Source organism: Vibrio aquimaris (assembly GCF_009363415.1).
Lineage (GTDB): Bacteria > Pseudomonadota > Gammaproteobacteria > Enterobacterales > Vibrionaceae > Vibrio > Vibrio aquimaris.
In genome coordinates this window covers 1,173,375-1,196,851 of sequence record NZ_CP045350.1, presented here as the reverse complement: position 1 = coordinate 1,196,851, position 23,477 = coordinate 1,173,375, and the positions used below count along the sequence as shown (strand labels likewise).

25 protein-coding genes are annotated in these 23,477 nt (G+C 43.1%); 6 read left to right on the top strand and 19 right to left on the bottom strand.

The window, feature by feature from the left end:
- Positions 1-10: 10 nt before the first annotated feature.
- Entirely contained in the window at positions 11-1,051 is a 1,041-nt protein-coding gene (locus FIV01_RS05670) for a potassium channel family protein (RefSeq protein ID WP_152430123.1), read from the bottom strand.
- 195 nt (positions 1,052-1,246) lie between these two features.
- Here FIV01_RS05670 and FIV01_RS05665 point away from each other — a divergent pair, with 195 nt between their 5' ends.
- Positions 1,247-1,723 carry a GNAT family N-acetyltransferase gene (locus FIV01_RS05665; protein ID WP_152430122.1) on the top strand — a complete coding sequence of 159 codons (477 nt, stop codon included), beginning with the start codon at positions 1,247-1,249 and terminating at the stop codon, positions 1,721-1,723.
- Between the two features lie 68 nt (positions 1,724-1,791).
- Here the strand turns inward: FIV01_RS05665 and FIV01_RS05660 are convergent, their stop codons facing one another.
- Complete coding sequence (locus FIV01_RS05660) at positions 1,792-2,235, bottom strand: DUF2000 domain-containing protein (protein WP_152430121.1); 444 nt, start codon at positions 2,233-2,235, stop codon at positions 1,792-1,794.
- A gap of 455 nt (positions 2,236-2,690) precedes the next feature.
- Here FIV01_RS05660 and FIV01_RS05655 point away from each other — a divergent pair, with 455 nt between their 5' ends.
- The 4 genes from FIV01_RS05655 to FIV01_RS05645 all read left to right on the top strand — a co-directional run bounded on the left by FIV01_RS05655 (position 2,691) and on the right by FIV01_RS05645 (position 5,678).
- Positions 2,691-3,560, top strand: coding sequence for an isochorismatase family protein (locus FIV01_RS05655; protein WP_172971817.1), 870 nt, complete (start codon positions 2,691-2,693; stop codon positions 3,558-3,560).
- A gap of 81 nt (positions 3,561-3,641) precedes the next feature.
- Positions 3,642-4,802, top strand: coding sequence for a histidine decarboxylase (locus tag FIV01_RS05650; RefSeq protein WP_152430119.1), 1,161 nt, complete (start codon positions 3,642-3,644; stop codon positions 4,800-4,802).
- Between the two features lie 169 nt (positions 4,803-4,971).
- Positions 4,972-5,127 (top strand): DUF5993 family protein, encoded by a 156-nt coding sequence (locus FIV01_RS20585; RefSeq protein ID WP_172971816.1) that lies wholly within the window; start codon positions 4,972-4,974, stop codon positions 5,125-5,127.
- Between the two features lie 11 nt (positions 5,128-5,138).
- Positions 5,139-5,678 (top strand): disulfide bond formation protein B, encoded by a 540-nt coding sequence (locus FIV01_RS05645; RefSeq protein ID WP_152430118.1) that lies wholly within the window; start codon positions 5,139-5,141, stop codon positions 5,676-5,678.
- A gap of 70 nt (positions 5,679-5,748) precedes the next feature.
- On the opposite strand, the gene nadA is transcribed toward FIV01_RS05645, so the two are convergent.
- From nadA to FIV01_RS05565, 16 genes are all read right to left on the bottom strand, one after another.
- The gene (gene nadA, locus FIV01_RS05640; protein WP_152430117.1) at positions 5,749-6,810 is read right to left on the bottom strand and encodes a quinolinate synthase NadA; all 1,062 of its coding nucleotides are present in this window, start codon (positions 6,808-6,810) and stop codon (positions 5,749-5,751) included.
- Between the two features lie 135 nt (positions 6,811-6,945).
- Entirely contained in the window at positions 6,946-7,716 is a 771-nt protein-coding gene (gene ybgF, locus FIV01_RS05635) for a tol-pal system protein YbgF (RefSeq protein WP_152430116.1), read from the bottom strand.
- Between the two features lie 15 nt (positions 7,717-7,731).
- A complete protein-coding gene (pal, locus tag FIV01_RS05630; protein ID WP_152430115.1) occupies positions 7,732-8,271 on the bottom strand; it encodes a peptidoglycan-associated lipoprotein Pal in 540 nt (179 codons plus the stop codon).
- A gap of 36 nt (positions 8,272-8,307) precedes the next feature.
- Positions 8,308-9,621: a Tol-Pal system beta propeller repeat protein TolB gene (tolB, locus tag FIV01_RS05625; RefSeq protein WP_415846720.1), complete on the bottom strand. Its 1,314-nt coding sequence runs from the start codon at positions 9,619-9,621 to the stop codon at positions 8,308-8,310.
- Between the two features lie 49 nt (positions 9,622-9,670).
- On the bottom strand, positions 9,671-10,660 hold the full coding sequence (tolA, locus tag FIV01_RS05620; protein ID WP_152430113.1) for a cell envelope integrity protein TolA: 990 nt from the start codon (positions 10,658-10,660) through the stop codon (positions 9,671-9,673).
- A gap of 13 nt (positions 10,661-10,673) precedes the next feature.
- Positions 10,674-11,117: an ExbD/TolR family protein gene (locus FIV01_RS05615; protein WP_152430112.1), complete on the bottom strand. Its 444-nt coding sequence runs from the start codon at positions 11,115-11,117 to the stop codon at positions 10,674-10,676.
- 4 nt (positions 11,118-11,121) lie between these two features.
- Entirely contained in the window at positions 11,122-11,820 is a 699-nt protein-coding gene (gene tolQ / locus FIV01_RS05610; protein WP_152430111.1) for a protein TolQ, read from the bottom strand.
- Positions 11,810-12,229, bottom strand: coding sequence for a tol-pal system-associated acyl-CoA thioesterase (gene ybgC, locus FIV01_RS05605; protein ID WP_152430110.1), 420 nt, complete (start codon positions 12,227-12,229; stop codon positions 11,810-11,812). The genes tolQ and ybgC overlap by 11 nt, the downstream gene beginning before the upstream one ends.
- A gap of 162 nt (positions 12,230-12,391) precedes the next feature.
- The gene (gene ybgE / locus FIV01_RS05600; protein ID WP_152430109.1) at positions 12,392-12,694 is read right to left on the bottom strand and encodes a cyd operon protein YbgE; all 303 of its coding nucleotides are present in this window, start codon (positions 12,692-12,694) and stop codon (positions 12,392-12,394) included.
- Positions 12,687-12,794, bottom strand: a complete 108-nt coding sequence (gene cydX, locus FIV01_RS05595) for a cytochrome bd-I oxidase subunit CydX (protein ID WP_000270285.1) — start codon at positions 12,792-12,794, stop codon at positions 12,687-12,689. The genes ybgE and cydX overlap by 8 nt, the downstream gene beginning before the upstream one ends.
- A gap of 12 nt (positions 12,795-12,806) precedes the next feature.
- Positions 12,807-13,943: a cytochrome d ubiquinol oxidase subunit II gene (gene cydB, locus FIV01_RS05590; protein WP_152430108.1), complete on the bottom strand. Its 1,137-nt coding sequence runs from the start codon at positions 13,941-13,943 to the stop codon at positions 12,807-12,809.
- Between the two features lie 17 nt (positions 13,944-13,960).
- Positions 13,961-15,547 (bottom strand): cytochrome ubiquinol oxidase subunit I, encoded by a 1,587-nt coding sequence (cydA, locus tag FIV01_RS05585; protein WP_152430107.1) that lies wholly within the window; start codon positions 15,545-15,547, stop codon positions 13,961-13,963.
- 456 nt (positions 15,548-16,003) lie between these two features.
- A complete protein-coding gene (gene ruvB / locus FIV01_RS05580; protein WP_152430106.1) occupies positions 16,004-17,008 on the bottom strand; it encodes a Holliday junction branch migration DNA helicase RuvB in 1,005 nt (334 codons plus the stop codon).
- 20 nt (positions 17,009-17,028) lie between these two features.
- Complete coding sequence (gene ruvA / locus FIV01_RS05575; protein ID WP_114787157.1) at positions 17,029-17,646, bottom strand: Holliday junction branch migration protein RuvA; 618 nt, start codon at positions 17,644-17,646, stop codon at positions 17,029-17,031.
- A gap of 87 nt (positions 17,647-17,733) precedes the next feature.
- Entirely contained in the window at positions 17,734-18,255 is a 522-nt protein-coding gene (gene ruvC, locus FIV01_RS05570) for a crossover junction endodeoxyribonuclease RuvC (RefSeq protein WP_114787156.1), read from the bottom strand.
- Positions 18,256-18,329: 74 nt separating this feature from the next.
- On the bottom strand, positions 18,330-20,057 hold the full coding sequence (locus FIV01_RS05565; protein ID WP_152430105.1) for a glycoside hydrolase family 36 protein: 1,728 nt from the start codon (positions 20,055-20,057) through the stop codon (positions 18,330-18,332).
- Between the two features lie 143 nt (positions 20,058-20,200).
- On the opposite strand from FIV01_RS05565, the gene FIV01_RS05560 reads away from it, so the two are divergent.
- Complete coding sequence (locus FIV01_RS05560; RefSeq protein WP_246210429.1) at positions 20,201-20,953, top strand: substrate-binding periplasmic protein; 753 nt, start codon at positions 20,201-20,203, stop codon at positions 20,951-20,953.
- A gap of 44 nt (positions 20,954-20,997) precedes the next feature.
- Here the strand turns inward: FIV01_RS05560 and torA are convergent, their stop codons facing one another.
- Positions 20,998-23,460, bottom strand: coding sequence for a trimethylamine-N-oxide reductase TorA (gene torA / locus FIV01_RS05555; protein ID WP_152430104.1), 2,463 nt, complete (start codon positions 23,458-23,460; stop codon positions 20,998-21,000).
- Positions 23,461-23,477 lie beyond the last annotated feature (17 nt).

The window sequence follows — 23,477 nt, the reverse complement described above, 5'->3', positions numbered from 1 at the left end:
TGGAAATGCTTTACTTTTCCATTAACAATTTCCAGTTAAAAGCTTCAATTCGCTCATCCGCAATATAAAATAAGCGACTGCCCGCTGACACTGAGGTAGTCAATTCAGGGTTGAGTTTAATACCAGAGCCTGTATCTATGGCGATCAGCGTCGCTTGATATTCTTGCTTTATAAATGTGAAAAGAGATTCGACGCGAGTGTCAGCTGCGTCTTGTGGGTAAAGCACAGAATATTGTGTCATACCTCGAGTGGAAGCGAGTAGCTCTTGATGGAGTGCACTAGAACCTGGGTCTACCGCCGATTTAGCAAGCATTTCAGCCCCCACCGCCGGAATACATTCCGCTTTTGGGCAATGCTGACTGAGTAAATGGCCTAAGGCTTCATCTTTAAAATACGCCAAAAGATGAGCATTGGGGTTGATATTGGCGCAATAGAGAGCAGCTGATAAAGTAATATCATCTTCAAGGTTATCGACAATGATGCAGCTTGCCTCGCCCACATTGGTTAGTTTCATTTCTTGGGAATCCGTGTAACTGGTCACTTTGACGAAGCCAATTTGACCTGGCAACGGATTCTCAATCTCAGACCGGCAGCACAACACAATCGGACGTTTCCCTTCTTCTTCATGTTGCAACATACGAATAAGGTGTATTGTACGCTGGCCATTCCAACCCAAAAGTAATATGTGATTATCCATCCTAATTCTCCGCTTGCCTAATATGCCTGCCCGCCAATACTCTATTGCTCCAGATGCCGCTCGCCCCAAAACCGCAGCAAATAAACTTAAACCACCCGGAATGACAAATAATGCGACAACCCATTTGCCTGCATTCGATGAAGGTGATAGGTCGCCATAACCCACAGTTGAAGCGGTCACCATCAAGTAATAAATAAACTGTGAGCCGTTTTGTGTTAGATCAGCTTCGCCTGCTAGCCAAAGCAGCCACCATGAAAGCCCAACATACAAAATGCTTAAAATAAAAATATTTTTATTACTAATATGAAAGACATGCGACTCAAACCATTTTTTGACGACTAACCATATGCCCATAAGTGCACCATAGATTCAGTAAGGTGGACGAATATAAAACAAACTAAGATTTATCAAAGATAAACAACAGTCACAAACCTATAAATGTGATTTATATCAGGTTATTAGTGTGAAACTCGCTTATTGGGAGATAGGTATAGTAGCTTAAACTAGCCAAGTCTACTGGCAATAAGATAACTATCGAGAGAAACAACCATGGCACTGAGAGCATTTAATACTCAAGATTACAGCCTACTTATCCACTGGATTGACGCTGAAAAACTCAATTATCAATGGGGAGGACCAAGCTTTAACTTCCCTTTAGATGTAACTCAAATTGATGAGCACTATAATCAAGCCAATGTTTTTCCATTTATCTATGTCGTACAAGGGACAGAGGCTGGATTCGTTGAATTATTTAAAGTCTCAGACACGCACTTTCGCATATGCCGTGTTTTTGTATCTGAGCACTTTCGAGGGCAAGGCATCGCAAAACTGATGTTAGCCAATCTCATCACTCTGACCAAACAAAGTTACCGAGCTGAACTATTATCACTCGCTGTGTTTAACACAAATACAACCGCAAAGCGTTGTTATGAGTCATTAGGCTTTGTCGAAACTGCTCTTGAAAAAGGAGAACGCTCTTGGGACGGTCAAGTTTGGGACCTGATCACTATGGAAATGCGATGTTGAAAAGCCCTTAGCCAATGATAAAAAAGGGCGACTTTTATCAGTTCAGATTTGCCCGCCCTTGTCACCATCTACTTAAAAAGGCTAAACTTTCCAGTAATTTCTTTTAGCTCTTCTGTATCGCCAAACATACAAATGCCGAAATACTCTAACTCGTGTTCTGCTTTTTCCGACGTAGCGACAACTTGCTGTTGTGACGAGCCAACAATCATGGTATCGGCAAAATCGGTAAACGGAATGTTTCGCTCTAGGAGCTCATTGCGCACTTTTCTGATTTTATTTGAGTTATCAGCTTTTAGAACAATGAAAGGATAATGTGAAATCGATGGATGTATGCCTTCATCCTTGTCTTGGTATTGCAGAAAGCACAGTTTTTCAACATCACCGACTTGATCGACGAGCCCCACTGACATATGACCCAGCGCATTAAATAATCTCCCCATTTCCACTTTTTTATTGAGTACAGCGACAAACCTCTTTGAATGCTCATCGGGAAGACTTGAAGAATCGAACATACCACACCTTCTTTTGCTACTTATTAGTGGAGCCTTAGTGGCTCGTTTTATACAAAGCGATACATGGGGTAACTAAATGGAGTTAATGATTTAGAAACTTAACCGACATAGCACTTAACTGTAATAGCCAACATGAGAGTTTAATTAATCACTCATATGCTCTGTGTTGATTAATTTACTGTCAAGAGCATTATTTTATAAACAGTAATCATTTACAATAAAAATATATATTTATTAAATAGATAGAATACTTGTTACTCTTAGCTTCCAGCTTTAATGCCAGTGTGACGTACTAAGTGGCAGCTTTAATGTACATCAAAATATGACAAAAAATCGGGTTTATTTGGATAGTTTAAAGCGCAAAATTGGCAAACTGCACTAAAATGAAACTTGTTGCATTAACTAATCTATCAATTCGCCTTGTCGAAGGCCAAAGAAATTTGAGGAATAAGGCCATGCCACTACCAAAAAACGTCAGTTACCCAATGCCCAGTAGGACATCATTTTTAAACAAAACAGACTGGCAGCTAGAAGCCAACAGAGCTGTACTTCTAATACATGACATGCAGCGCTATTTTGTTGATATCTACGATCCAGATTCTGTTTTGCTCCCCACTTTGTTAGGCAATATTGCCAAGATCAAAGACTGGGCAAAACAAAAAAACATACCTATTGTCTACACGCAAATAACGTTTAACGCCATAAACCATGATCATCCTCTAATTGAGGATTTTTGGGGCTTCGAGGAAATCTCCCCTTGCTCAAAGATGATCACACCCTATATTGCTCCAGAAGAGGGCGATATCGTGATTAGTAAGTCTCATTACAGCGCAATGCAGTCCGATGAGCTTGCTCAGCACCTACAAGAACTCGGTCGAGACCAACTGCTGATCACTGGCTTGTATGCTAACTTAGGCGGTAGAATCACCGCTACCGATGCCCTGAAGAAAAATATTCAGGCGTTTATGGTCAGTGACGCTGTAGCGGATTTATCATATCAGGATCACATTAGCGCATTGAGTTATGTGGCTAACTACACGGGTTACGTTATTAACACACAGACGGTGTTAGAACCAAAGACAGTACTAAGCTACCAATGGCTTTATGAAAAGGTACAAGCCCTACTCGATGACCCTAGAGGACTCGATCCGGAAAAAAACCTCCTAAACTATGGCTTCGATTCCAACCGAATAATGAAGATTGCCTCAGATCTAAATCAGATTGGCGTCACCATTGATTACCAAGAGTTAAGTCATGAGCCCAGTGTGGTTAATTGGTGGGCACGATTAGAAGAAAAGAAAAGAGCGATAATCATAGGCTACTAGAAATCCATGACAACTTAGCTTAAGGCGCATAAAAACTTTATGCGCCTTATCATTTTTCAACTCATAACAACAGGCTAAATAATGAAGTTATCCAATGATGATCTTTGTAAGCTCAATGAGTTTTGGCTTTACTGCAAAGAAAATCAACATTTTAATGTCGGTTATCCAGAATCTGCTGACTTTGATTATTCGGTTCTCGAAAAATTCTTGAAATTCTCCATCAATAACTGCGGAGATTGGCGAATTGGAAATAATTACAAACTCAATACTTTTGAATTTGAACGAGAAGTAATGGCATTCTTTTCCAAGTTATTTAGGATATCCAATAAAGAGAGTTGGGGTTATATCTCTAATGGTGGAACTGAAGGAAACTTATTTTCATGTTACCTAGCCCGTGAACTGTTTCCTACTGGAACTATTTATTACTCCGAAGAGACGCATTACTCGATAGCAAAAATAGTTAAGATGCTCAATATTCCCGCTAGAAAAATATCTTCATTATCTAGTGGGGAAATTAATTACGTACACTTAATAGAACAGATACAAAGCGACAAGCAGAGCAACCCCATTATTTTTGCCAATATTGGGACAACTATGCGTGGTGCAACCGATGATATTGAGCGAATCCAACACGACCTTTCGGTATTAGGGTTAGATAGAGAGAATTATTATATACACGCTGATGCGGCACTAAGTGGTATGATTATGCCGTTTGTTGACGACCCACAACCTTATTCTTTTGAAGATGGTGTTGATTCAATCAGCGTCTCAGGCCATAAGATGATTGGTTCACCTATTCCATGCGGTATTATACTAGCCAAGCGTTGTATGGTGGACCAGATCTCTGCCGATATTGACTACATATCATCTCGGGATCAAACTGTCACTGGCTCAAGAAACGGTCATAATGTGCTATTTATGTGGGCAGCTATTAAAAGCCACTCGATGGCAGATTGGCGAAGAAAAATAAATCAATGCTTTGAAATGGCTGACTATGTTATTGAAAGACTCCAACAAGCCAGTATCAAAGCTTGGAGAAATAAAAATTCCAATACCATTGTCTTCCCTCGACCTTCCGACTGGGTTTGGCGTAAACACTGCTTAGCAACCTCAGGCGATGTTGCGCATATTATAACCATGCCACACATAGACAGCAAAGAGCAATTAGACCCAGTCATTGAAGATATCATCACCGACTTGCGGCCTAATTATGGAATACTCAATGTCTGCGGGCAGAATTAATTAAACTGAAATAATCTCCAAGGAGTTGGATTCCATTCAATAATTGTATTTAATGGAATCTAAGTTTGTGTGTTTGGATATCGCAATTGTCACTTGCGAGTTCTATGTTTCTAATAAGTCATAGAAACCCACAAAATGAGGGTTTCAACACCATAGCAAGGGGCTTCATATGATGTCTTTAATCTTTCTTATGCTCTTTATAGCAATGCTTTGTGCCTTTACCGGCAAGAAGTCTTTAAGCTTTGGTATGTTTGCCGTAACGGTGTTAGTCAGCGTGTATTGGTTCCATCATCATGCAAATGATGCACTTTCCATTTTATTGTAAGGGAAAGCGCTATGAATCGTGATCACGTCAGTCTACTCAATACCTTGGGCCTATTTGGTATGACTTTAGTGCTATTAATTGGGTTTGTTCTCCAATTTGCACTAAATGAGCTGCCCTGCCCGCTTTGTCTCCTTCAGCGCATCGGTTTTATCATGGTGATGTTTGGTTTCTTGCTCAACGTAAAATACGGCCCTGAGCAGCGCCACTATGGAATTGTACTAATAGGCGCACTATTTGGCGCAGCAACTTCACTTCGCCAAATTTCCTTACATGTCATTCCGGGAACACCTGGCTATGGCAGCCCTGTTTTGGGTATGCATTATTATACTTGGGCATTTGTCTTATTTGCCGCAACTATTTTTGCCGTCGCGGTACTCTTGATGATGTGGCGTGAAGAATGGAGCTCGAAACCTTTCACCATGAATGGCCTTGGTAAGTGGGTTTGCTTGCTTGCCCTAGCAGTCGTGGCACTAAACATACTGTCTACTTTTGCTGAATGTGGACCCTATCAGTGTCCGGATAACCCTGTCAGTTATTGGCTATTAAGTTAATTTCCTGAGAAAACAAGAAAAGCCAGCGTTCAAGCTGGCTTTTACAATCTATATTGTTTGATTCGGATATTTAAGCGTTACCTTTTACTGTAAGATTCAGCTGCTCAGCAAAATCAAGCATGCGATTCAGTGGGATGAGAGATTTGACTCGCAGCACTTCATCAACAAAAATTTCATGCTTTTCTCCACCCTGGGTCAGCGCCTCTTCGATCGCCTGAAGGCCATTCATCGCCATCCAAGGACAATGAGCGCAACTTCTACAAGTCGCACCCGCACCCGCTGTAGGCGCTTCGATTAATTCCTTCTCTGGCACCAATTGTTGCATTTTAAAGAAGATACCTTTATCTGTTGCAACAATCATCTTGGTTTGAGGCAACTGTTTAGCCGCTTTAATAAGCTGACTTGTTGAACCAACCGCATCAGCCAAAGCAACCACACTTGCAGGAGACTCTGGGTGGACTAAGATGGCGGCATCTGGGTATACGGCTTTCATTTTGCGTAACGCATCAGCAGAAAACTCATCGTGAACCACACACTCGCCATGCCAAAGCAGCATATCAGCACCAGTTTGGTTAGCGATATATGAGCCTAAGTGGCGATCTGGCCCCCAAATTATTGGTTTTCCCTCGGCATCAAGGTGCTCGACAATATCCAAAGCAATACTGGAAGTCACTACCCAGTCAGCTCGGGCTTTAACGGCCGCAGAAGTGTTAGCATACACAACAACGGTATGATCTGGATGAGCATCGCAAAATTGTGAGAATTTATCAGCAGGACAGCCTAAATCAAGGGAGCACTCTGCCTCAAGTGTTGGCATAAGGATGCGCTTTTCTGGGGTCAATATCTTTGCCGATTCTCCCATAAAGCGAACACCGCCAATAACTAAGGTGCTAGCAGGATGACGATTACCAAACTTTGCCATCTCTAATGAGTCGCCAACAAAACCACCTGTATCTTCAGCCAATGCCTGGATTTCAGGATCCGTGTAGTAGTGCGCAATCAACACCGCATCTTTTTCTTTCAGCAAAGACTTTATATTTTTTATGTGTGTCTGCTTTTGTTCATCAGACAACGGGATAGGCTTGGGTGGAAACGGATAGACGGTTTCAACTGTATCTAAAATGTGGCTCATTGCTCTTGCTCTAGGCAACTTTTAATAATCAGCATATTCTAACCCCACTGAGTTAGGGATGCCAGTTTCAAGCATAATTAGTTGCCAAGTGTTCAATACCATGACAAAAAAGGAGCGATTTACGCTCCCTATTATCTATTTGATCCGCTCTTCGGCAAGCTTAGCTGATGCACTGCTAGGATATTCATCAATAACCTGCTGATAGTACTTAGTCGCCTGTGTGGCATTATCATTGCGCTTTGATATATCCCCAAGCTTAACTAAAGCGTCGGCCCGTTTATTGGACTTAGGATATGAAACAACTGCAGCAAAACTCTTCACAGCTTCTTTGTCTTGCTTTTTAGCAAAGTAAAGCTGTCCTAGCCAATAGTGCGCATTAGGAGAAAAGGTAGAATCTGGATAATCTTTTTGAAACTGTTGAAACGCTGAAATAGCACCTGCGTAGTCACGCTTCTTTAAGATAAGATCGACAGCGTTTTGATAAGCAGTTTGCTCATCAACATTGGTACTGAACTTACCCTTGGGAGCAGCAGTTTCTTTGGCCGCTTCAGCAACAGGGGCTGAGTTCACTTGTCCACGAAGTTTATCAAGCTCGATAAAAAGCTCGCGCTGCCTTTCAAGCATTTGCTGCATATCGTAGCTATTTTTTTCAAGCTGACCACGAAGATCATTAATCTCCAGTGCCATATCGTCAAGCTGCTGCTGCATTTGCAGTTGCATACGATTACGATTTTCGAGCAAGCGCTCAAGACGTTGAACCTCTGTTTCATTTGCCGAACTGGCAGAAGAAGAGACCAAAGCATTATTGCCACTTACGTCTGATACTGGAGCTGGTACAGCGAACACTGGGCTCGCTGTACTTGCCAGTAACATAAGCGTAATGAGGCGCTTAAGGTTACTGAACATATGGCTTATCCTTGATTAGTATACTAGAACCGCACGGCGGTTTTTAGCGTATACATCTTCAGATTGACCCATTAGAAGAGGCTTCTCTTCACCGTAGCTCACGATAGAGATCTGATCAGCTTGAACACCTAGAGCTTGCAAGTACTTAGCAACGGCGTTTGCGCGACGCTCACCAAGTGCAATGTTGTATTCTGGAGTACCACGCTCATCAGCATGACCTTCGACAGTCACTTTCATTGATGGGTTTTTGCTTAGGTAAGAAGCGTGAGCAGCTAGCATTTCTTCGTAGTCACTAGCAATAGTAGAGTTGTCAAACGCAAAGTAGATAGTTTGAGACTCACGAAGCGCCTGCTCTTTTAGCTCTTCTTCAGAAAGCTGACCATTTTCACCAATTGGCGAAACCACTGTGGTATCAACACTATTTGCTGAGCCAGAAGTTGATTGGTTCGTTTCAGAGCCAGTAGAGTTTGCTGCGTCATCGCTTGAACTACATGCTGTAACTGCAAGTACTGGCAGCGCAATTAATAGCCCTTTAAGAACTTTGTTTAGTTGCATTGTTATATTTTCCTTCGTTTTGATACATATTACTGGCTACAAATACGGTGACCATGCCGGAGCACGCACACGACCATTTGTTGCTGGTAATCGAGCTTTAAAGCGTCCATCGATCGAAACCATCGAAAGTACGTTAGTTTCGTTATAGATGGAACTGTAAATTACCATACCACCATTAGGTGAGATGCTCGGTGATTCATCTAGCAAAGTTTTGGTTAAAACCTGAACAGACCCTGTTTCCAAATCCTGTTTTGCTAAGTGGAACCCGGAGTTGGTACGATTGACCATTACCAAGAACCGCCCATCTGGTGTGATCTGCCCACCCAGATTCTGACGTCCCTGCCAAGTCAAACGATTCGTTGAACCACTGGCCAAATCTACTTTATATATTTGTGGTTTACCACCCCGATCTGAGGTAAAGATCAATGATTTACCATCAGGATGCCAAAAAGGTTCAGTATTATTTGATCTGCCACGCGTTATTTGGGTCAACTTACGAGTATTCAGATCCAATGTATAAACCTGTAAGCTGCCTGTTTTAGATAGTACTAGCGCGAGTTTATTGCCATCTGGAGAAAACCGTGGCGCACCATTATGACGAGGATAGGAAGTGATCTTTTCACGTTTCCCCGTGTAGATATTCATAATGAATATTTCAGCTTGGCCATTTTGGAAACTTACATAAGCCAGCTGTTTCCCATCTGGAGACCAAGCAGGTGACATTAACGGCTGTTTTGAGCGCAATACCAATCTTTCGTTGTAACCATCATAGTCGGCAACTCTTAACTGATAGGCATAGCTATCCTTGTCATTAACAACCACATAAGCGACACGAGTTAAAAATGCGCCTCGCTCGCCCGTTAACTCTTCGTATACTAAATCAGAAATACGATGTGCGTACTCTCGTAATCTCTCACCTGGCACAGTCGCACGCTTACTAAATAGGATATGATCCTTTGACACCACCAACTCACCATCAGAGCTCAAAGTTTTACTTTGGCCTTGGGTCAGTTGTCCGCGAACAACATCAATCAACTGATATTGGATAACATAGTCACCATCAGCATTTTGTGTAATAGTTCCAGTTAACAGCGAGTCAACACCTAAACCTGTCCATTTTTCAAAATCAACTTGGCTATCACTGTATGGTGTTTGTGGCATCTTACCTGTAGGTACTGGGCTAAATTTACCACTTCTCTGTAGGTCTGAAGCGATGACCGCGGAAACATCATGAGGCAAAGGTGAAGCCCCTTGCCATTTAAACGGCACAATAGCAATTGGCCGAGCTGAGTCAATACCGTCTGTAATGACCAGTTCTAAAGCCGCATTGGCTACCTGAAATACGCTCATCGCAATGAGCAACCACCCTAATACTAGTCGCTTAAACACAAGCTTTTCCTTATGACTCAGGTTCTACAGTTAAGTTAATATTTTTTAATTCATTAATGACATCTTGCTCTTTTGGTAGCGGAAACGTCCCCACCTGAGCAATAGCTCGCTTAGTTGCCGAGCACAAACGGCTATCACCATCGAGTATATTCAAATTACCCACAATAGCACCATTGCCCGTTGGAATAAGGCGTAAGTTAACTTTGCAGGACTTTCCCCGATAGCTGTCCTCCAAAAGCAAGTTTTGTTCAATAAGCCCTTTGAAAATGGCACCATACTTTTGAGCTTCACTTTGAACATGCTGTTGGCGCGCTGAACTATTGTGCTCTGCTTCAGTCTCCAAACCAGAGAATATATTATTCAGCGCAGCTTCTTGCTCTTTGCGCTCTTTTTCTATTCGCTCCAGACGCTGTTTTTCTTTGCGAGCTTTTTCTGCCGCCTCTTTGGCTGCCTTTTCTTTGGCAACCCGCTCTTTTTCTGCTTTTTGAGCCGCTTTTTCGCGTGCGATTCTCTCTTTCTCCGCTTTCGCTACAGCGGCTTCTTTAGCCTTCCGCTCCGCCTCTAGCTTAGCGGCCCGCTCTTTTTCTTGGCGAACACGCAGCTCCTCCGCTTTACGTTGTTTTTCTTTTTGCTGTCTTACTTTCTCAGCTTCACGAGCGGCTTTTGCTTCACGGGCTTGCTGCTCCTTTAACTTGCGGATACGCTCTTCTTCTGCTTTGCGACTCTTTTCTAATTGCTCACTTTCACGGCGCAATTTATCTAGGCGTTGTTGCTCTTTCTTTGCAGCGGCTTCTCTTTGGCTTCGTATTTGTTGGGCTTGCTGACGAACAAGGCTGGGATCAATCACCACCGCCTCAACCATTTTGCCTGATGGCTCTGGTTTAGACATAGTAAAATCTGTCCCCCATATAAGGGCAACCACCAACAATGCATGTAGCAATACAGAGATAACTATCGACTTAGCGTAACCACTCTTTTTTTTCGGCTTACTATCTTTCATAACCAGAGCGCGCTTATTCCTTTATCTCGGTGAGTAAGCCAACCTTAGGGATCCCCGCTCGACTTAATTCATCTAAAACCAACACAACTTCTGCATACGGAGTCGCAGCATCACCACCAACAGCCACAGGAGAATCAGGCTTAAGTGATAGTTCAGCCTTGATGCGAACAATGACGTCTTGTAACGAAAGTCCGCGAGTCACCTCTTCATCGTTGACGCTTACGCCAAGATTACCCTCTCGATCAATTTCAACAATGATAAAACTTGCATCAGTGTCACCTGCAAGGTCAGAAACAGGCTTAGCAGTTGAGGTTTTAGGTAACTCTACATCAACACCTTGAGTGACAAAAGGAGATGTCACCATAAAGATGATAAGCAGAACCAACATAACGTCAATGTAGGGAACAACGTTAATTTCTGCCGTCATTTTGCGTTTTTTAGGTTGATAACCAGCCATGATATTAGCCCCTGCTGGCAGAATCACGACCAGCCATAGCTTGGCGGTGTAAGATGCTATGAAATTCTTCAGAGAAAGTGGCATAGCTATGCTCTAACTTACCGACTTTGTTGCTTAATCGGTTATAGGCCATGACGGCCGGAATTGCAGCAAACAAACCCATGGCAGTCGCAACCAGTGCCTCTGCAATACCTGGCGCAACCATAGCTAGGGTCGCTTGCTTGACTTCGCCCAAGGCAATAAAGGCATGCATAATACCCCAAACGGTGCCGAATAAGCCGATATATGGACTAATAGATCCAACAGTGGCAAGAAATGGCAAGTTGGTTTCCAACTCATCGACTTCACGAGCAACCGCGACTCGCATCGCACGGCCTGTACCTTCCATAATAAAATCAGGCGACTCCGAATTAGTTTTTCTTAAACGTGCAAATTCGGTAAAGCCCGAGTAAAAGATTTCCTCGGTTCCACTAATGTCGTCTTTGCGCTTTTTGGCATTTTGATAAAGAGCCGCAAGGTCTGCACCTGACCAAAATTGATCCTCAAAAGTTTCAGCGCCTTTTGCAGCTTGAGACAAAACTTTACTGCGTTTAATGATCATCGCCCAAGAAACGATAGACATGCCCAACAACGTAAGCATCACTATTTTTACTAAGAGGCCTGCTTGAAGAAATAAATCAAGCATTGAAATATCAGCGGTCACTTTGAGTTAACTCCATAATAATGTTTTGAGGAAAAGCTATCGGCTTCATTTTTTCGCTATCGATGCATGCTACCTTAACCATTGCTTTACACAATATATCTCCATCATGATTTACGATCTCCTGACAGAAGGTAACTGAGGCTTTCTGAGCCTTTGCAACAGTCGCTTTAACGATTAAGCGATCCTCTAGTCGGGCACCTTGTAAAAAGTCTATTTCCACATGTCGGACTACAAAAATAGTGTTTTGTTCCTTCAGGCTTGTTTGGCTGACACCAATATGGGTTAACCATTCAGAGCGGCAACGTTCGAAGTACTTTAGATAATTGGCATGATAAGCCAGACCTCCTATGTCAGTATCTTCGTAATAGACAGTCACAGGGAGTTCGAATACAGGTTGGTTGATGTCCACGTTTTTCTCTTGGTCAGCATGATTAACGATACTATACCTTACTCCAATACCAATTAGGCAAGGAATAATGGCGTATTTTCATCGCATGAAACAAAAATAGCACGGCTGATCATATCAGTCGTGCTATCTGTTGAATAATTAAGCTTATCTAACCAAGAAAACTTAGAAAAGCCTAGCCATAGTTAAATATGAAAGGATCGATATAGAAAAATAAGGACTAAACAGAACTTGCCAGCACAAATTCCTTGGCTTGAAATTCAAGCCAAAAACCATACTCGAACACATTGCCCAAATCATGAGTGGCGAAACAACTGCGTTGAATCCGCCAATTTGATCAGCATACAGTTTTGGATCCCACATAAGGAGGGCCACGTGATAAAAACCAAGTATCAAAGATAAAGCTCTAAACAGAACTTTATCCAACGGAGCATGCAGCTTAGCCACTCGCTCGGCAATACTATTCACTGTCTTTATCCATCATTTCAGTATGCTCTAACCAAAGCGCATTAATGATGCCAAATGCACAAGCCAGTAATACTCCCAAAATCCACGCGAAATACCACATAGTCTTTGCTCCTTAGTACAGTGAATCTTTGTTGTCTTCGATAAACTTATTATCTAGACGCCCGAACATTTTGTAGTATGTCCATGAGGTATAGCCGAGGATCACAGGTACCATGATAAAGGCAACGCCTGTCATTAAGTTGAGCGTCAGCTCAGACGAGGTCGCATCCCACATGGTTAAACTGTGGTTAGGCATTAAATCCGAGGGCATGATGAATGGGAACATTGCTAAGCCAGCCGTGAAAATAATGCCCGCGTTCCCTACACTTGAAGCAAAGAAGGCGATACCACCACGATCAAGACGTGAGGCAATCACAGTGATCAAGGACATAACCACTCCCAAGATTGGCGCAGCCCACATAAGTGGATATTGCTCAAAATTGTTCATCCACGCACCAGCCTCACGAACAACTTCTTTTGCTAATGGATTCGATGCCGCACCATGGTCCATTACGCTGGTAATCACATACCCTTCAATACTTTGAATCCAAAAGCCAGCAGCGACAAAAGCTGCAACCGTCAATAAACCCATAATCTGCGCAACACTGCGCGAACGAGCATGCACGGCATCCGTTGTTTTAAGTTGTAGCCAAGTTGCACCTTGCATAATGATCATAAACAAGCTGACTAAGCCACAAAGCAGTGCAAATGGGTTGAGCAATTCAAAGAAAGAACCGTGGTATGTTGGCATTAAAAAGTCTGTCAGTTGGAAAGGAACCCCTTGAAGCAGGTTACCAAAAGCCACACCGAAAATAACTGGAGGGACAAATCCACTGACTGAAATACACACGTCCCATGTTGAACGCCACTTCTCGTCTTCAATTTTTGAGCGATACGCCAAGCCTAGTGGGCGAAGCCACAAAGCGGCCAGCGTAAGTATCATCGCAAGGTAAAAACCTGAAAAGGAAGTGGCATAGACCAAGGGCCATGCGGCGAACAACGCACCACCTGCGGTAACAAGCCACACTTGGTTACCTTCCCAGTGCGGAGCGATAGAGTTGATCATCACTCGTCTTTCACTATCTGTTTTTCCAATCACAGGTACCAGCGCGCCAACACCCATATCAAAGCCATCTGTTACTGCGAAGCCGACCAGAAGAACACCGATCAAAACCCACCAGATAAGTCGTAAGATTTCATAATCAAACATATGTTTTTCTCCGTGCTTTACGCGTCAACTTGGCGGCTGACTTTATCTTCAACAGAATTGATATCCTGCTCAAAATGATAACGTCCCGTTTTTAAACTGCTCGGGCCTTTACGGGCAAATTTAAGCATGAGGTAAACTTCAGCAATTAAGAACACAGTGTATAGGCCTAAAATTGCAAACAAAGACGTCCAGATTTCTCCAGCGGTCAAAGCAGACGCTGCCACATCCACAGGAAGGATTTCCCCCACAGCCCATGGCTGACGGCCAAACTCAGCAACAAACCATCCGGCTTCAATTGCTATCCAAGGTAGAGGGATACTCAACAAAGCCGCTTTAAGAACCCATGGCTTCTGCTCAATTTTCTGACGACATGTTTGGACAAATGCAGCGCCAAAGACAAATAACATAATGAAGCCACACGCAACCATGATTCTAAACGACCAGAACAGCGGCCATACGGTAGGAATCGAATCATCAGCTGCGGCTTGAATTTGGTCTTCAGAGGCATCTACCACATTTTCTGTATAACGTTTAAGTAACAAGCCATAGCCCAAATCACCTTTAACTTCATCAAAGGCCGCCATGTTTTCTTCCGATTTATCACCTTCACGCAGTTTTTCCAACAAACCGTAGGCATACATACCATTACGGATTCTGTCCACATGTTCTTCTCTCAAATCACGAAGCCCTGTAACTTGCTCATCAATAGAACGTGTCGCAATGATACCCATAACATAAGGGATCTTTATTGCGTAATCAGTATGCATTGTGTCTTGGTTTGGTATGCCAAACAATGTGAATGATGCTGGCGCAGGCTCTGTATGCCACTCAGCTTCAACTGCAGCCAGTTTTACTTTCTGCACTTCACCTAGTTCATAACCGGATTCATCACCAAGCACAATCACGGACAGAATTGACGCCATACCAAAGGATGCAGCTATCGCGAACGAACGACGAGCAAAAGCTTTATCACGTCCTTTAAGCAAGTAATAACCACTAATACCCAGAACAAACATTGCACCAGTGGTGTAGCCAGAAGCAACAGTATGAACGAACTTAACTTGAGCGACAGGGTTAAGGACCACTTCAGCAAAACTCACCATTTCCATCCGCATGGTTTCAAAGTTGAATTCTGCACCTACTGGGTTTTGCATCCACCCGTTTGCAACCAGAATCCAAAGAGCAGAGAAGTTCGATCCAAGAGCGACTAACCAAGTGACGGCAAGGTGCTGTCGTTTGGTCAGTCGATCCCAACCAAAGAAGAACAGGCCAACAAACGTTGATTCAAGGAAGAAAGCCACCAAAGCTTCAATGGCGAGCGGAGCCCCAAAAATATCGCCGACGTAGTGAGAATAATATGACCAGTTAGTACCAAACTGGAACTCCATGGTTAAACCCGTGGCAACGCCCAGAACAAAGTTTATCCCAAAAAGCTTGCCCCAAAACTTAGTCATATCCTTATAAATTTGCTTGTCCGTCATTACGTACAAAGACTCCATAATGGCTAGTAGGAACGCCATACCGAGAGTCAATGGTACAAAGAGGAAGTGATACATCGCAGTCAGTGCAAACTGCAACCGCGACAGATCGACGACATCAATCATGTTTACTCCTATGTGCCTATACTGACACTTTCTACATTTATGCAGCACAGTAAACATTGAGACGAATGAGACAATGTTGCCAAAAAACAGCATGTTGTTGCAAAAATGTACCGTAACGGTTAGTTAATTGTTAAGCTTTAGCTAATATAGCTTATACTAATACTACTGCTAATAACCATCTCTTTCAAAAGGTTTGTTTTTAGGCTTAGCCTTGATTTACATCAAGTTTTGCTTGAGATTCTTGCTCAAAAAACAATCAACTTGATCTACATCAATAGTTTACACGAGCTTTTGTTAACTTGCGGTTATTTTAGGCAGAAAGAGAATGTTTATGACAAACAACTGATTAACATCTGATAATTTTAAGTTACTTTTCTGACATTATTAATATTCTATTATTGCGAGTCTCATCACAAATAAAGGGAAGCCAGCCACCAAGCGACTGACCCTGGAAACTTATTTTTCAATACCGAAATGTAAATACGCTCTGTCAGTAGCAATGCGACCTCTGGGTGTTCTTTGTAAGTATCCTTGTTGAATCAAGTAAGGTTCTAAGACATCCTCTATAGTGTCTTTTTCTTCTCCGATTGCCGCAGCCATGTTATCCAAACCAACGGGACCACCAGCAAACTTCTCCATAATGGCAAGCAGCAATTTTCTGTCCATATAGTCAAAGCCTTGTACGTCGACATCAAGCATATTCAATGCTTTGTCAGCCATATCTGCACAGATATGGCCATTACCTTTCACTTCTGCATAGTCTCGAACACGACGAAGTAAACGGTTAGCAATACGTGGGGTTCCTCGAGCTCGACGAGCGACTTCAAGCGCGCCTTCTTTTTCCATGGATAAACCGAGGCAGTCCGCACTGCGCTGAACAATATGCTGCAGATCAGCAACCTTGTAATACTCTAATCGCTGAGTGATACCAAAGCGGTCTCGTAAGGGCGAGGTCAAGGATCCCGCTCGTGTTGTCGCGCCGATTAAAGTGAAAGGCGGCAAATCAATTTTGATCGACCGAGCAGCGGGGCCTTCTCCAATCATGATATCAAGTTGATAGTCTTCCATAGCTGGATACAAGACTTCCTCAACCATGGGACTAAGTCGATGAATCTCATCAATAAAGAGAACGTCATTCTCCTCTAAATTGGTCAGTAATGCGGCCAAATCGCCAGCTTTCTCAAGAACTGGGCCCGACGTTGTGCGAATATTAACACCCATTTCATTGGCAACAATATTTGCTAATGTTGTTTTTCCTAACCCAGGAGGCCCGAAAATCAACAGGTGGTCCAAAGCTTCGTGTCTAAGGTTGGCCGCTTTGATAAAAATTTCCATTTGATCACGGACATGATCTTGCCCTTGGTAATCTGCCAACTTTTTAGGGCGAATAGCCCTATCGATGACATCTTCATCTTTATAGACGGCGCTATCAGGGGCAATTAAGCGATCAGCTTCAATCATTAAACGTTCCTAACCGTGTACTAAACCATAGACTTTAGAGCTTCGCGGATAAGCTCTTCACTACTCATATCTTGAGTTTTCACTTGAGAGATCACCTTAGAAGCTTGAGTCGGTTTATAACCTAATGCAAGTAGTGCACTGACTGCTTCTTCTTCCGCATTATTCGAACTCGAACGCTCTATAGCATCAACAGGCGCTGCATCAGTGTGAGGCGTAAATAGATCACCCGCTCCCCATCCCTTGAGCCTATCTTTCATTTCTACTACCAAACGTTCAGCAGTCTTTTTACCAACACCTGGCAACTTAACAAGTGTCGAGATATCTTCGCGCTCTACACTGGATACAAATTGACTGGCTGTCATACCAGATAATATTCCCAACCCAAGTTTGGGTCCGACACCATTTGCTTTGATCACTTCTCTAAACAGAGCACGCTCTTTGACGGTATTGAAGCCATAAAGCAGTTGCGCATCTTCTCGCACAACAAAATGCGTATAGATAACGGCTTCTTCGCCTATGTTTGGCAATTCATAGAAACAACTCATCGGCATTTGCACTTCATAGCCAATGCCATTGACTTCAATTAATAGCTCTGGGGGTTGCTTCTCTAATAAAATTCCACGCAAACGTCCAATCACAATCCATACTCTTTACTGGAGAATTTATGACAGAATAATAAAGAACTGGATAAACATCCAGTTCTTTATTTGTTGAATACTACAGAGTTAACGATATCGACCTCTTCGGGCACTCACCGCCTGTCCAGCAAGAGCCACCAAGGTTTTATTGGTATTGGCATGGCATATTGCTGCGCCGAGTGCATCCGCTGCATCTGCTTGCGGTTTAGCAGGCAACTTCAAAATAGACTGAACCATGTGTTGAACTTGATCTTTATCTGCTCCCCCCGTTCCCACTACAGCCTGCTTTATTAGGCGAGCGGCATATTCATATACTGGTAATTCGGCATTAACCGCCGCAACAATGGCACTGCCTCGCGCTTGACCAAGTTTCAATGCAGAGTCCGCATTTCTTGCCATAAAAACTTGTTCAATGGCAAAAACATCGGGTTGAAACTGGGTAATGATTTCGGTCACACCGGCATAAATTTGTTTAAGGCGTCCCGGTAAGTCTTTTTCTGAAGTACGAATACAACCACTACCCAGATAATGCAGATGACGCCCTACTTGACGAATCACCCCATAACCTGTGATCCGAGAGCCTGGATCGATACCCAAGATGATTGACATAATATCAATGAGACCTATTGGTTAAAACACTCGGTATAGTAGCCCAGCACAACCATATTAGCGAGGGTTCACCTTTATCGTTTGGTTAAAATAGCTTTGCTCGACAGAGCCTTTACTTCGACCTCAAACACATCAGTGCGTTGTACATTAAGCTTCTTGCCGCTCCAGTAATCATGCCAATCTACCGGCATAGTCGACGTCAAACACATTGTCTGCTTACAGGCGTGGAAGTTAAATAGACAATGTAAATCATTTCTATCATTCATCCTTAAATAGGCATGATCGAGAGACAACGAAGAAAATCGAGCGGAATTTTGGTTATGTTTATGACGCACAAAAAGACGAGACAATGTACTTTTTGCAAAATGATCCAGCTGGGTCAATGGATCGCCCGACATTAACACGCCTCCACACGCGAGCAGTGCATTGCGATGAAATTCAACATGTGTCTGCTCCAATGGGGTATTTTGCAAAGGAATTAAAGTGGCGCAACCTGGTGCTATCTGCCAAAGCCTTCTATGTTGCCAACTGCGAAAAAAAGCCTCACGAGCATCCTCGATAAAACACTTATTATCGGAGTCTAGGGAGCTAGAGACTCGCATCGCATCAACCATTCCCAGCGATGGCCACAGAGGCGCATTACAGCCCAAAATCAGAGCGTTGCCAACTCCATCATTAATAGCTTCCATTCCTAATCGATAAGCTTCCACTCCTGTGATCCCATCCTGATGACGACAACCTCTTACCGAGCCCCAAAATAAGGCATCCAACTTAAACAGCTTAATACCCCACTCTTTTCGCATAGTGGCCAATATGTGAGTGAGATGCTCTTGAACATCCGGGTTAGTCGTATCTAGTATGTACCCAGATTTAGATCGCCCTCCTTCATAAGCGATATCCTCGACTCGGAGTAAAGAGCCGTCCGAGTGAGTGACCAACCAGTCATCACTATGATGACGAAAAACCTCTGACTCTTCGTGAACAACAAACGGCGCAAGCCAGAGTGCAGGCTTTTTCCCACAGCGCTTAATTTCCTTGGACAATGATTTTATTCCAGAAGGAAATTGATCGGATGGAATCAGCCAGTCTCCTATACAAGCTTGATAACCCTCATCGATCATCACATAGTCGAGACTTTCAAAACCATCTTCAATTTGACTAAGGTTATCCTTTACAAAGCTCTCTGAGACATCAGGTGGATAGCACCACACTAAAGGGGCGTCTTTTTTCACCCCTTTTTTCTCGCTATGGTGGCAAGAAACAAGATGTGTGTACTCCGCAAAGAGCTCAGCTAAGGAATCTCCTTCTAAAATCGCGATAGATTCTAATTGATTGGATGACCAATCTTGCGGACACGTTTCTTCAGCGTCAATACAAATTTTGATCCATTGATGCTGCTCTACTTCGGCTAACTCAAAATAGCCAGCAAAGCGATAACAAGAAGTGAAGCCAAACAAGGTATAACAAGTCGCCTCTTCTATCAGTAAATAATTGTAATAACGTTTGGGTGACGAAGCAGAATAGAGTTGATAAGGATTAGATTGATCTGAATGTGTCCCTACATCTTCAGTATTATCCATGGTTCCAGTTGTTTGGCTAGACATTTGAAATCCATCACCAAGCAAGACGGCATTGTGATCAAACACAAATTCAGTGATCGCCAAAACGTAGCTGCTACTGCAGGGATCATTGCTCAGCCCTTGGTAAACGAACGTTACCTCGTTTGTATCTACTTGTGCATGCAAGTTAATGTCTCTTACTCGCAGGTTATGGCCGTTCTCCAGCGTCACTGAAAACGACATACAGATTTCCCTTAGGTTTATGATGTTTCTTTATTTACATTAGGTTACTCCAATTTTTATGTCTATTTTTCAGTTTGAGACCTTCTGTTTTATCCTGAACTAAACTAGTTATAAGCAGTCATAAAACCAAGCTGGGTGAGAGAGTGAACAAGTTTAAAAATCTACAACTATATACTTTACTTATCATGAGCTTAATGTATGGCCGTTCCGTATTAGCTGAAGATGAACGTCTTAGAGTGTCGCAAGATCTTTGGCCACCTTATATAGTAAATTCTGCCTATGGTAGTGGTATTGCCTATGATCTAGTCACTGGCGCACTCGACGCAGCAGAACTTGAGTTCGACTATACGGTAAAACCTTGGTCTCGTGTGCTCAAGGAGACGCTGGGCGGACAAAATGATGTCATCATTGCTATCTGGAAAACAGAACAAAGGGAAAAAGACTATCTTTTAACGGATAGCTATATGAACAACCGGATGGTCTTTGTTTCACGTAGCGATACGAAATTTGAATTTGAGTCATTAGAAAGTTTAAAGGGATTGAGAGTAGCTCTTATTAACGATTATGCCTACGCGGGAAATTTACGCCAATACCCAGATATGATCCCAATCAATTCCCTCGATTTGGCTAACAGTATACGACAAGTATTAACGCAGCGGGCAGATGTCTTAGTCACCGACGAAGCGGTAGGAAGATGGGCAGTACAAGAGATGAGAGTTGGAAAGGGCAAACTGTACTTTAGTCGCAGCCATCTTGATTCAACACCCTTACACGCAGCAGTTCGAAGAGACCACCCACACGCTCAAGAGATTGTCTCTAAGCTCAATCAATACTTCAAAGACAACGCAAAAATCAGGCTCCAAGATATCAAAATTAAATATGGCTTAACTGATTAGGGGACCAAGTGCTTCCTCATAAGCTCGCACTTGGTCATAGTCGGCTACGCCACTTCTGTGGGACCACCAAATGAAGTCACTGGAGGCACTTTACCTGTATATTTTTCAAAATTGACAATACAAGTGTTGGCAGAGGTCGCCTGTGCTAACTCTGAAGAACCCAGATCAAGCGTCAACGTATTTGGGTCACCGTAAGTACACATTGCCCCTTCTTTTTCATTTAATGGCCCATACCAAGCGCCTTCTTCAATTCGGATCACACCCTGTGCATAGCTATCACTTAATACGGCCCCTGCTAACAATTGGCCACGGTCGTTAAACACGCGTACCAAATCACCATCTTTGATTCCCTTTTTCTTGGCGTCTTTTGGATTAATATAGACTGGCTCACGGCCTTGAACCGTATAGGTTGAACGAAACTCTTCTGACTCACACATTTGCGAATGGAGACGTTTATCAGGGTGACAAGATTGAAGCCAGAAAGGGAATTTATCCGAGCCTGGGCCACCATGTGAACGCTCGGTTTTTTCAAACCACATCGGGTGTTCTTGGCATTTTTCGTACCCGTAACGACCAATCTTACGTGATGTGATTTCAATAAAGCCAGAAGGCGTACCCAGTGCATTTAATTCAGGATCTTCCCTGAAATCAGCATGGCGAACCCAAGGTTTGCCTTCGCCAAAATCAAGTACGCTTTGCTGCCAAAAAGTGTCAAAATCAGGGAGTTCAAATTTACCTTTATTAGAGTCACGACAATCATTGTATAAGGAACGCACCCACTGCATTTCATCCATGCCTCGAGTGTACTCTTTATGACGCCCAAAACGACGAGTCAATTCAGTGAAAATATCGAAGTCTGTTTTAGATTGAAATAAAGGATCAACCAAACGATGCATGGCTATCAAACCTTTGCCCGAATACGAACCATAGACATCAATGTCATTGCGCTCAAATTGTGTACAAGCCGGTAAGACAATATCTGAAAAGCGGCAAGTCGCAGTCCAAGCAAAATCAATTGTTACAACCGTCTGAAGCTGTTTAAACGCTTTCTTCATCCGGTTACGATTTTGATGATGGTGCCAAGGGTTATTACCCGAAATCACCATCATTTTATACGCCGGAAGTTTAACCTTACTGCCGTTATAGCGAATTTCCTTACCCGGCTCGAGAAGGCAATCAATCCAACGAGCCACAGGAATCGTTTTGCTGTAACCATTAAAATCATTGTTGTCCCACTTAGGCTTCATCCCCTGATCTAGGTTTCTGGGAAAACCACCGGGAGCTGCAAATCCTGTAGAAGGTACGCCGATACCAGAGTAATGATGGCCGTACGAGATACCTCCTCCTGGTAAACCAACCTGTCCCACCATCGCAGCCACCACAGCGGCCGCCCAATATGGCTGTTCACCATGCTCCTGACGTTGTATACACCATCCCATCATGATCTGTGTTCTTCCGTTCACAAGCATTCTGGCAAACTCTTGGATCTTATCAGCGCTTATCCCACAAATCTCAGCAGCCCACTGCGGCGTTTTTTCGACTTTGTCCTTACTTTGCCCCTGCACATACTTAATAAAGTCCTCAAAGCCAAGGCAATACGTATCGATAAACTTTTTGTCATATAGGTCTTCATTGTATAAAACATGACAAACCGCAAGCATAAATGCCACATCTGTCATTGGGTTGATATATAAGTGAGAATTTTGCAAAAAGCGCTGAGTTTTGTTTTTTACTGGATCAATCGAGACTACCTTAATCTCTCCTTTGGCCACTTTTTCTTTTAGTTGCTCCAAATAAGGAAAGGATTGATGGGTTTCGCAGTTCCAGCCAACCTGCAAGTTCTTAACGGGATCATTGGCCCATAAAATGATGTTATCAGAGTTATCCAGTATCTCCGACCAAGAGGTTCCCTGAGCGTAGACTTCTGTTGAGCCAAGTACATATGGCAAAATGGTTTGTCCTGCTCCTGTCGAGTAGTCACCAACCTTGGTGATAAAATTGCCATGCATACCAACCGCTCGCTGCATATGACTGGTACAACTGTGAAACTGACCTGTCTGGCGCCAACCTGTTTGTCCTGCATGTAACGCCCATGGGCCATAGTCTTTCTGCACTCTCTCTAACTCACGATAGAACAAATCAAGAGCCTCATCCCATGTCACGCGTACAAAGCGATTATCCCCACGTGTCTCTGCACCATATTTATGCTTTTTCAACCAATCTAGCCGTACCATTGGATAACGGATACGAGAAGGGTTATAAATGATGCCTTTGATACCATTGATCATGTCCGTAGGGTTTGTATCACTCTCTAATGGCTTAATTTCCTGCACCTTTCCGGCGTATATTCGTGCACGAAACGCTCCCCAGTGAGACCCGGACACTTTCCAAGTGCCGCTAGTTTCTGCTGATCTTGCTGAAGTTGAGGCTAATAAACTAGGACCAATAACTGATGCTGCACTGGTTGTTGCGACACCTTTGAGAAAATTTCGACGTGTAATAGCCATTTCAATAACTCCATCCA

Excerpts from the sequence above, each read along its gene's own strand:
- ybgF (WP_152430116.1), bottom strand. The coding sequence starts at position 7,716 with ATGTTCAGTAACCTTAAGCGCCTCATTACGCTTATGTTACTGGCAAGT.
- cydB (WP_152430108.1), bottom strand. The coding sequence starts at position 13,943 with ATGTTTGATTATGAAATCTTACGACTTATCTGGTGGGTTTTGATCGGT.
- ruvC (WP_114787156.1), bottom strand. The coding sequence starts at position 18,255 with ATGTCAATCATCTTGGGTATCGATCCAGGCTCTCGGATCACAGGTTAT.
- FIV01_RS05645 (WP_152430118.1), top strand. The coding sequence starts at position 5,139 with ATGAATCGTGATCACGTCAGTCTACTCAATACCTTGGGCCTATTTGGT.
- FIV01_RS05665 (WP_152430122.1), top strand. The coding sequence starts at position 1,247 with ATGGCACTGAGAGCATTTAATACTCAAGATTACAGCCTACTTATCCAC.
- FIV01_RS05655 (WP_172971817.1), top strand. The coding sequence starts at position 2,691 with ATGCCACTACCAAAAAACGTCAGTTACCCAATGCCCAGTAGGACATCA.
- tolB (WP_415846720.1), bottom strand. The coding sequence starts at position 9,621 with ATGAGCGTATTTCAGGTAGCCAATGCGGCTTTAGAACTGGTCATTACA.
- cydX (WP_000270285.1), bottom strand. The coding sequence starts at position 12,794 with ATGTGGTATTTCGCGTGGATTTTGGGAGTATTACTGGCTTGTGCATTT.
- nadA (WP_152430117.1), bottom strand. The coding sequence starts at position 6,810 with ATGAGCCACATTTTAGATACAGTTGAAACCGTCTATCCGTTTCCACCC.
- torA (WP_152430104.1), bottom strand. The coding sequence starts at position 23,460 with ATGGCTATTACACGTCGAAATTTTCTCAAAGGTGTCGCAACAACCAGT.
- cydA (WP_152430107.1), bottom strand. The coding sequence starts at position 15,547 with ATGATTGATGTCGTCGATCTGTCGCGGTTGCAGTTTGCACTGACTGCG.
- tolA (WP_152430113.1), bottom strand. The coding sequence starts at position 10,660 with ATGAAAGATAGTAAGCCGAAAAAAAAGAGTGGTTACGCTAAGTCGATA.
- pal (WP_152430115.1), bottom strand. The coding sequence starts at position 8,271 with ATGCAACTAAACAAAGTTCTTAAAGGGCTATTAATTGCGCTGCCAGTA.
- FIV01_RS05650 (WP_152430119.1), top strand. The coding sequence starts at position 3,642 with ATGAAGTTATCCAATGATGATCTTTGTAAGCTCAATGAGTTTTGGCTT.
- ruvB (WP_152430106.1), bottom strand. The coding sequence starts at position 17,008 with ATGATTGAAGCTGATCGCTTAATTGCCCCTGATAGCGCCGTCTATAAA.
- FIV01_RS20585 (WP_172971816.1), top strand. The coding sequence starts at position 4,972 with ATGATGTCTTTAATCTTTCTTATGCTCTTTATAGCAATGCTTTGTGCC.
- FIV01_RS05660 (WP_152430121.1), bottom strand. The coding sequence starts at position 2,235 with ATGTTCGATTCTTCAAGTCTTCCCGATGAGCATTCAAAGAGGTTTGTC.
- FIV01_RS05670 (WP_152430123.1), bottom strand. The coding sequence starts at position 1,051 with ATGGGCATATGGTTAGTCGTCAAAAAATGGTTTGAGTCGCATGTCTTT.
- FIV01_RS05615 (WP_152430112.1), bottom strand. The coding sequence starts at position 11,117 with ATGGCTGGTTATCAACCTAAAAAACGCAAAATGACGGCAGAAATTAAC.
- FIV01_RS05565 (WP_152430105.1), bottom strand. The coding sequence starts at position 20,057 with ATGTCGTTTTCAGTGACGCTGGAGAACGGCCATAACCTGCGAGTAAGA.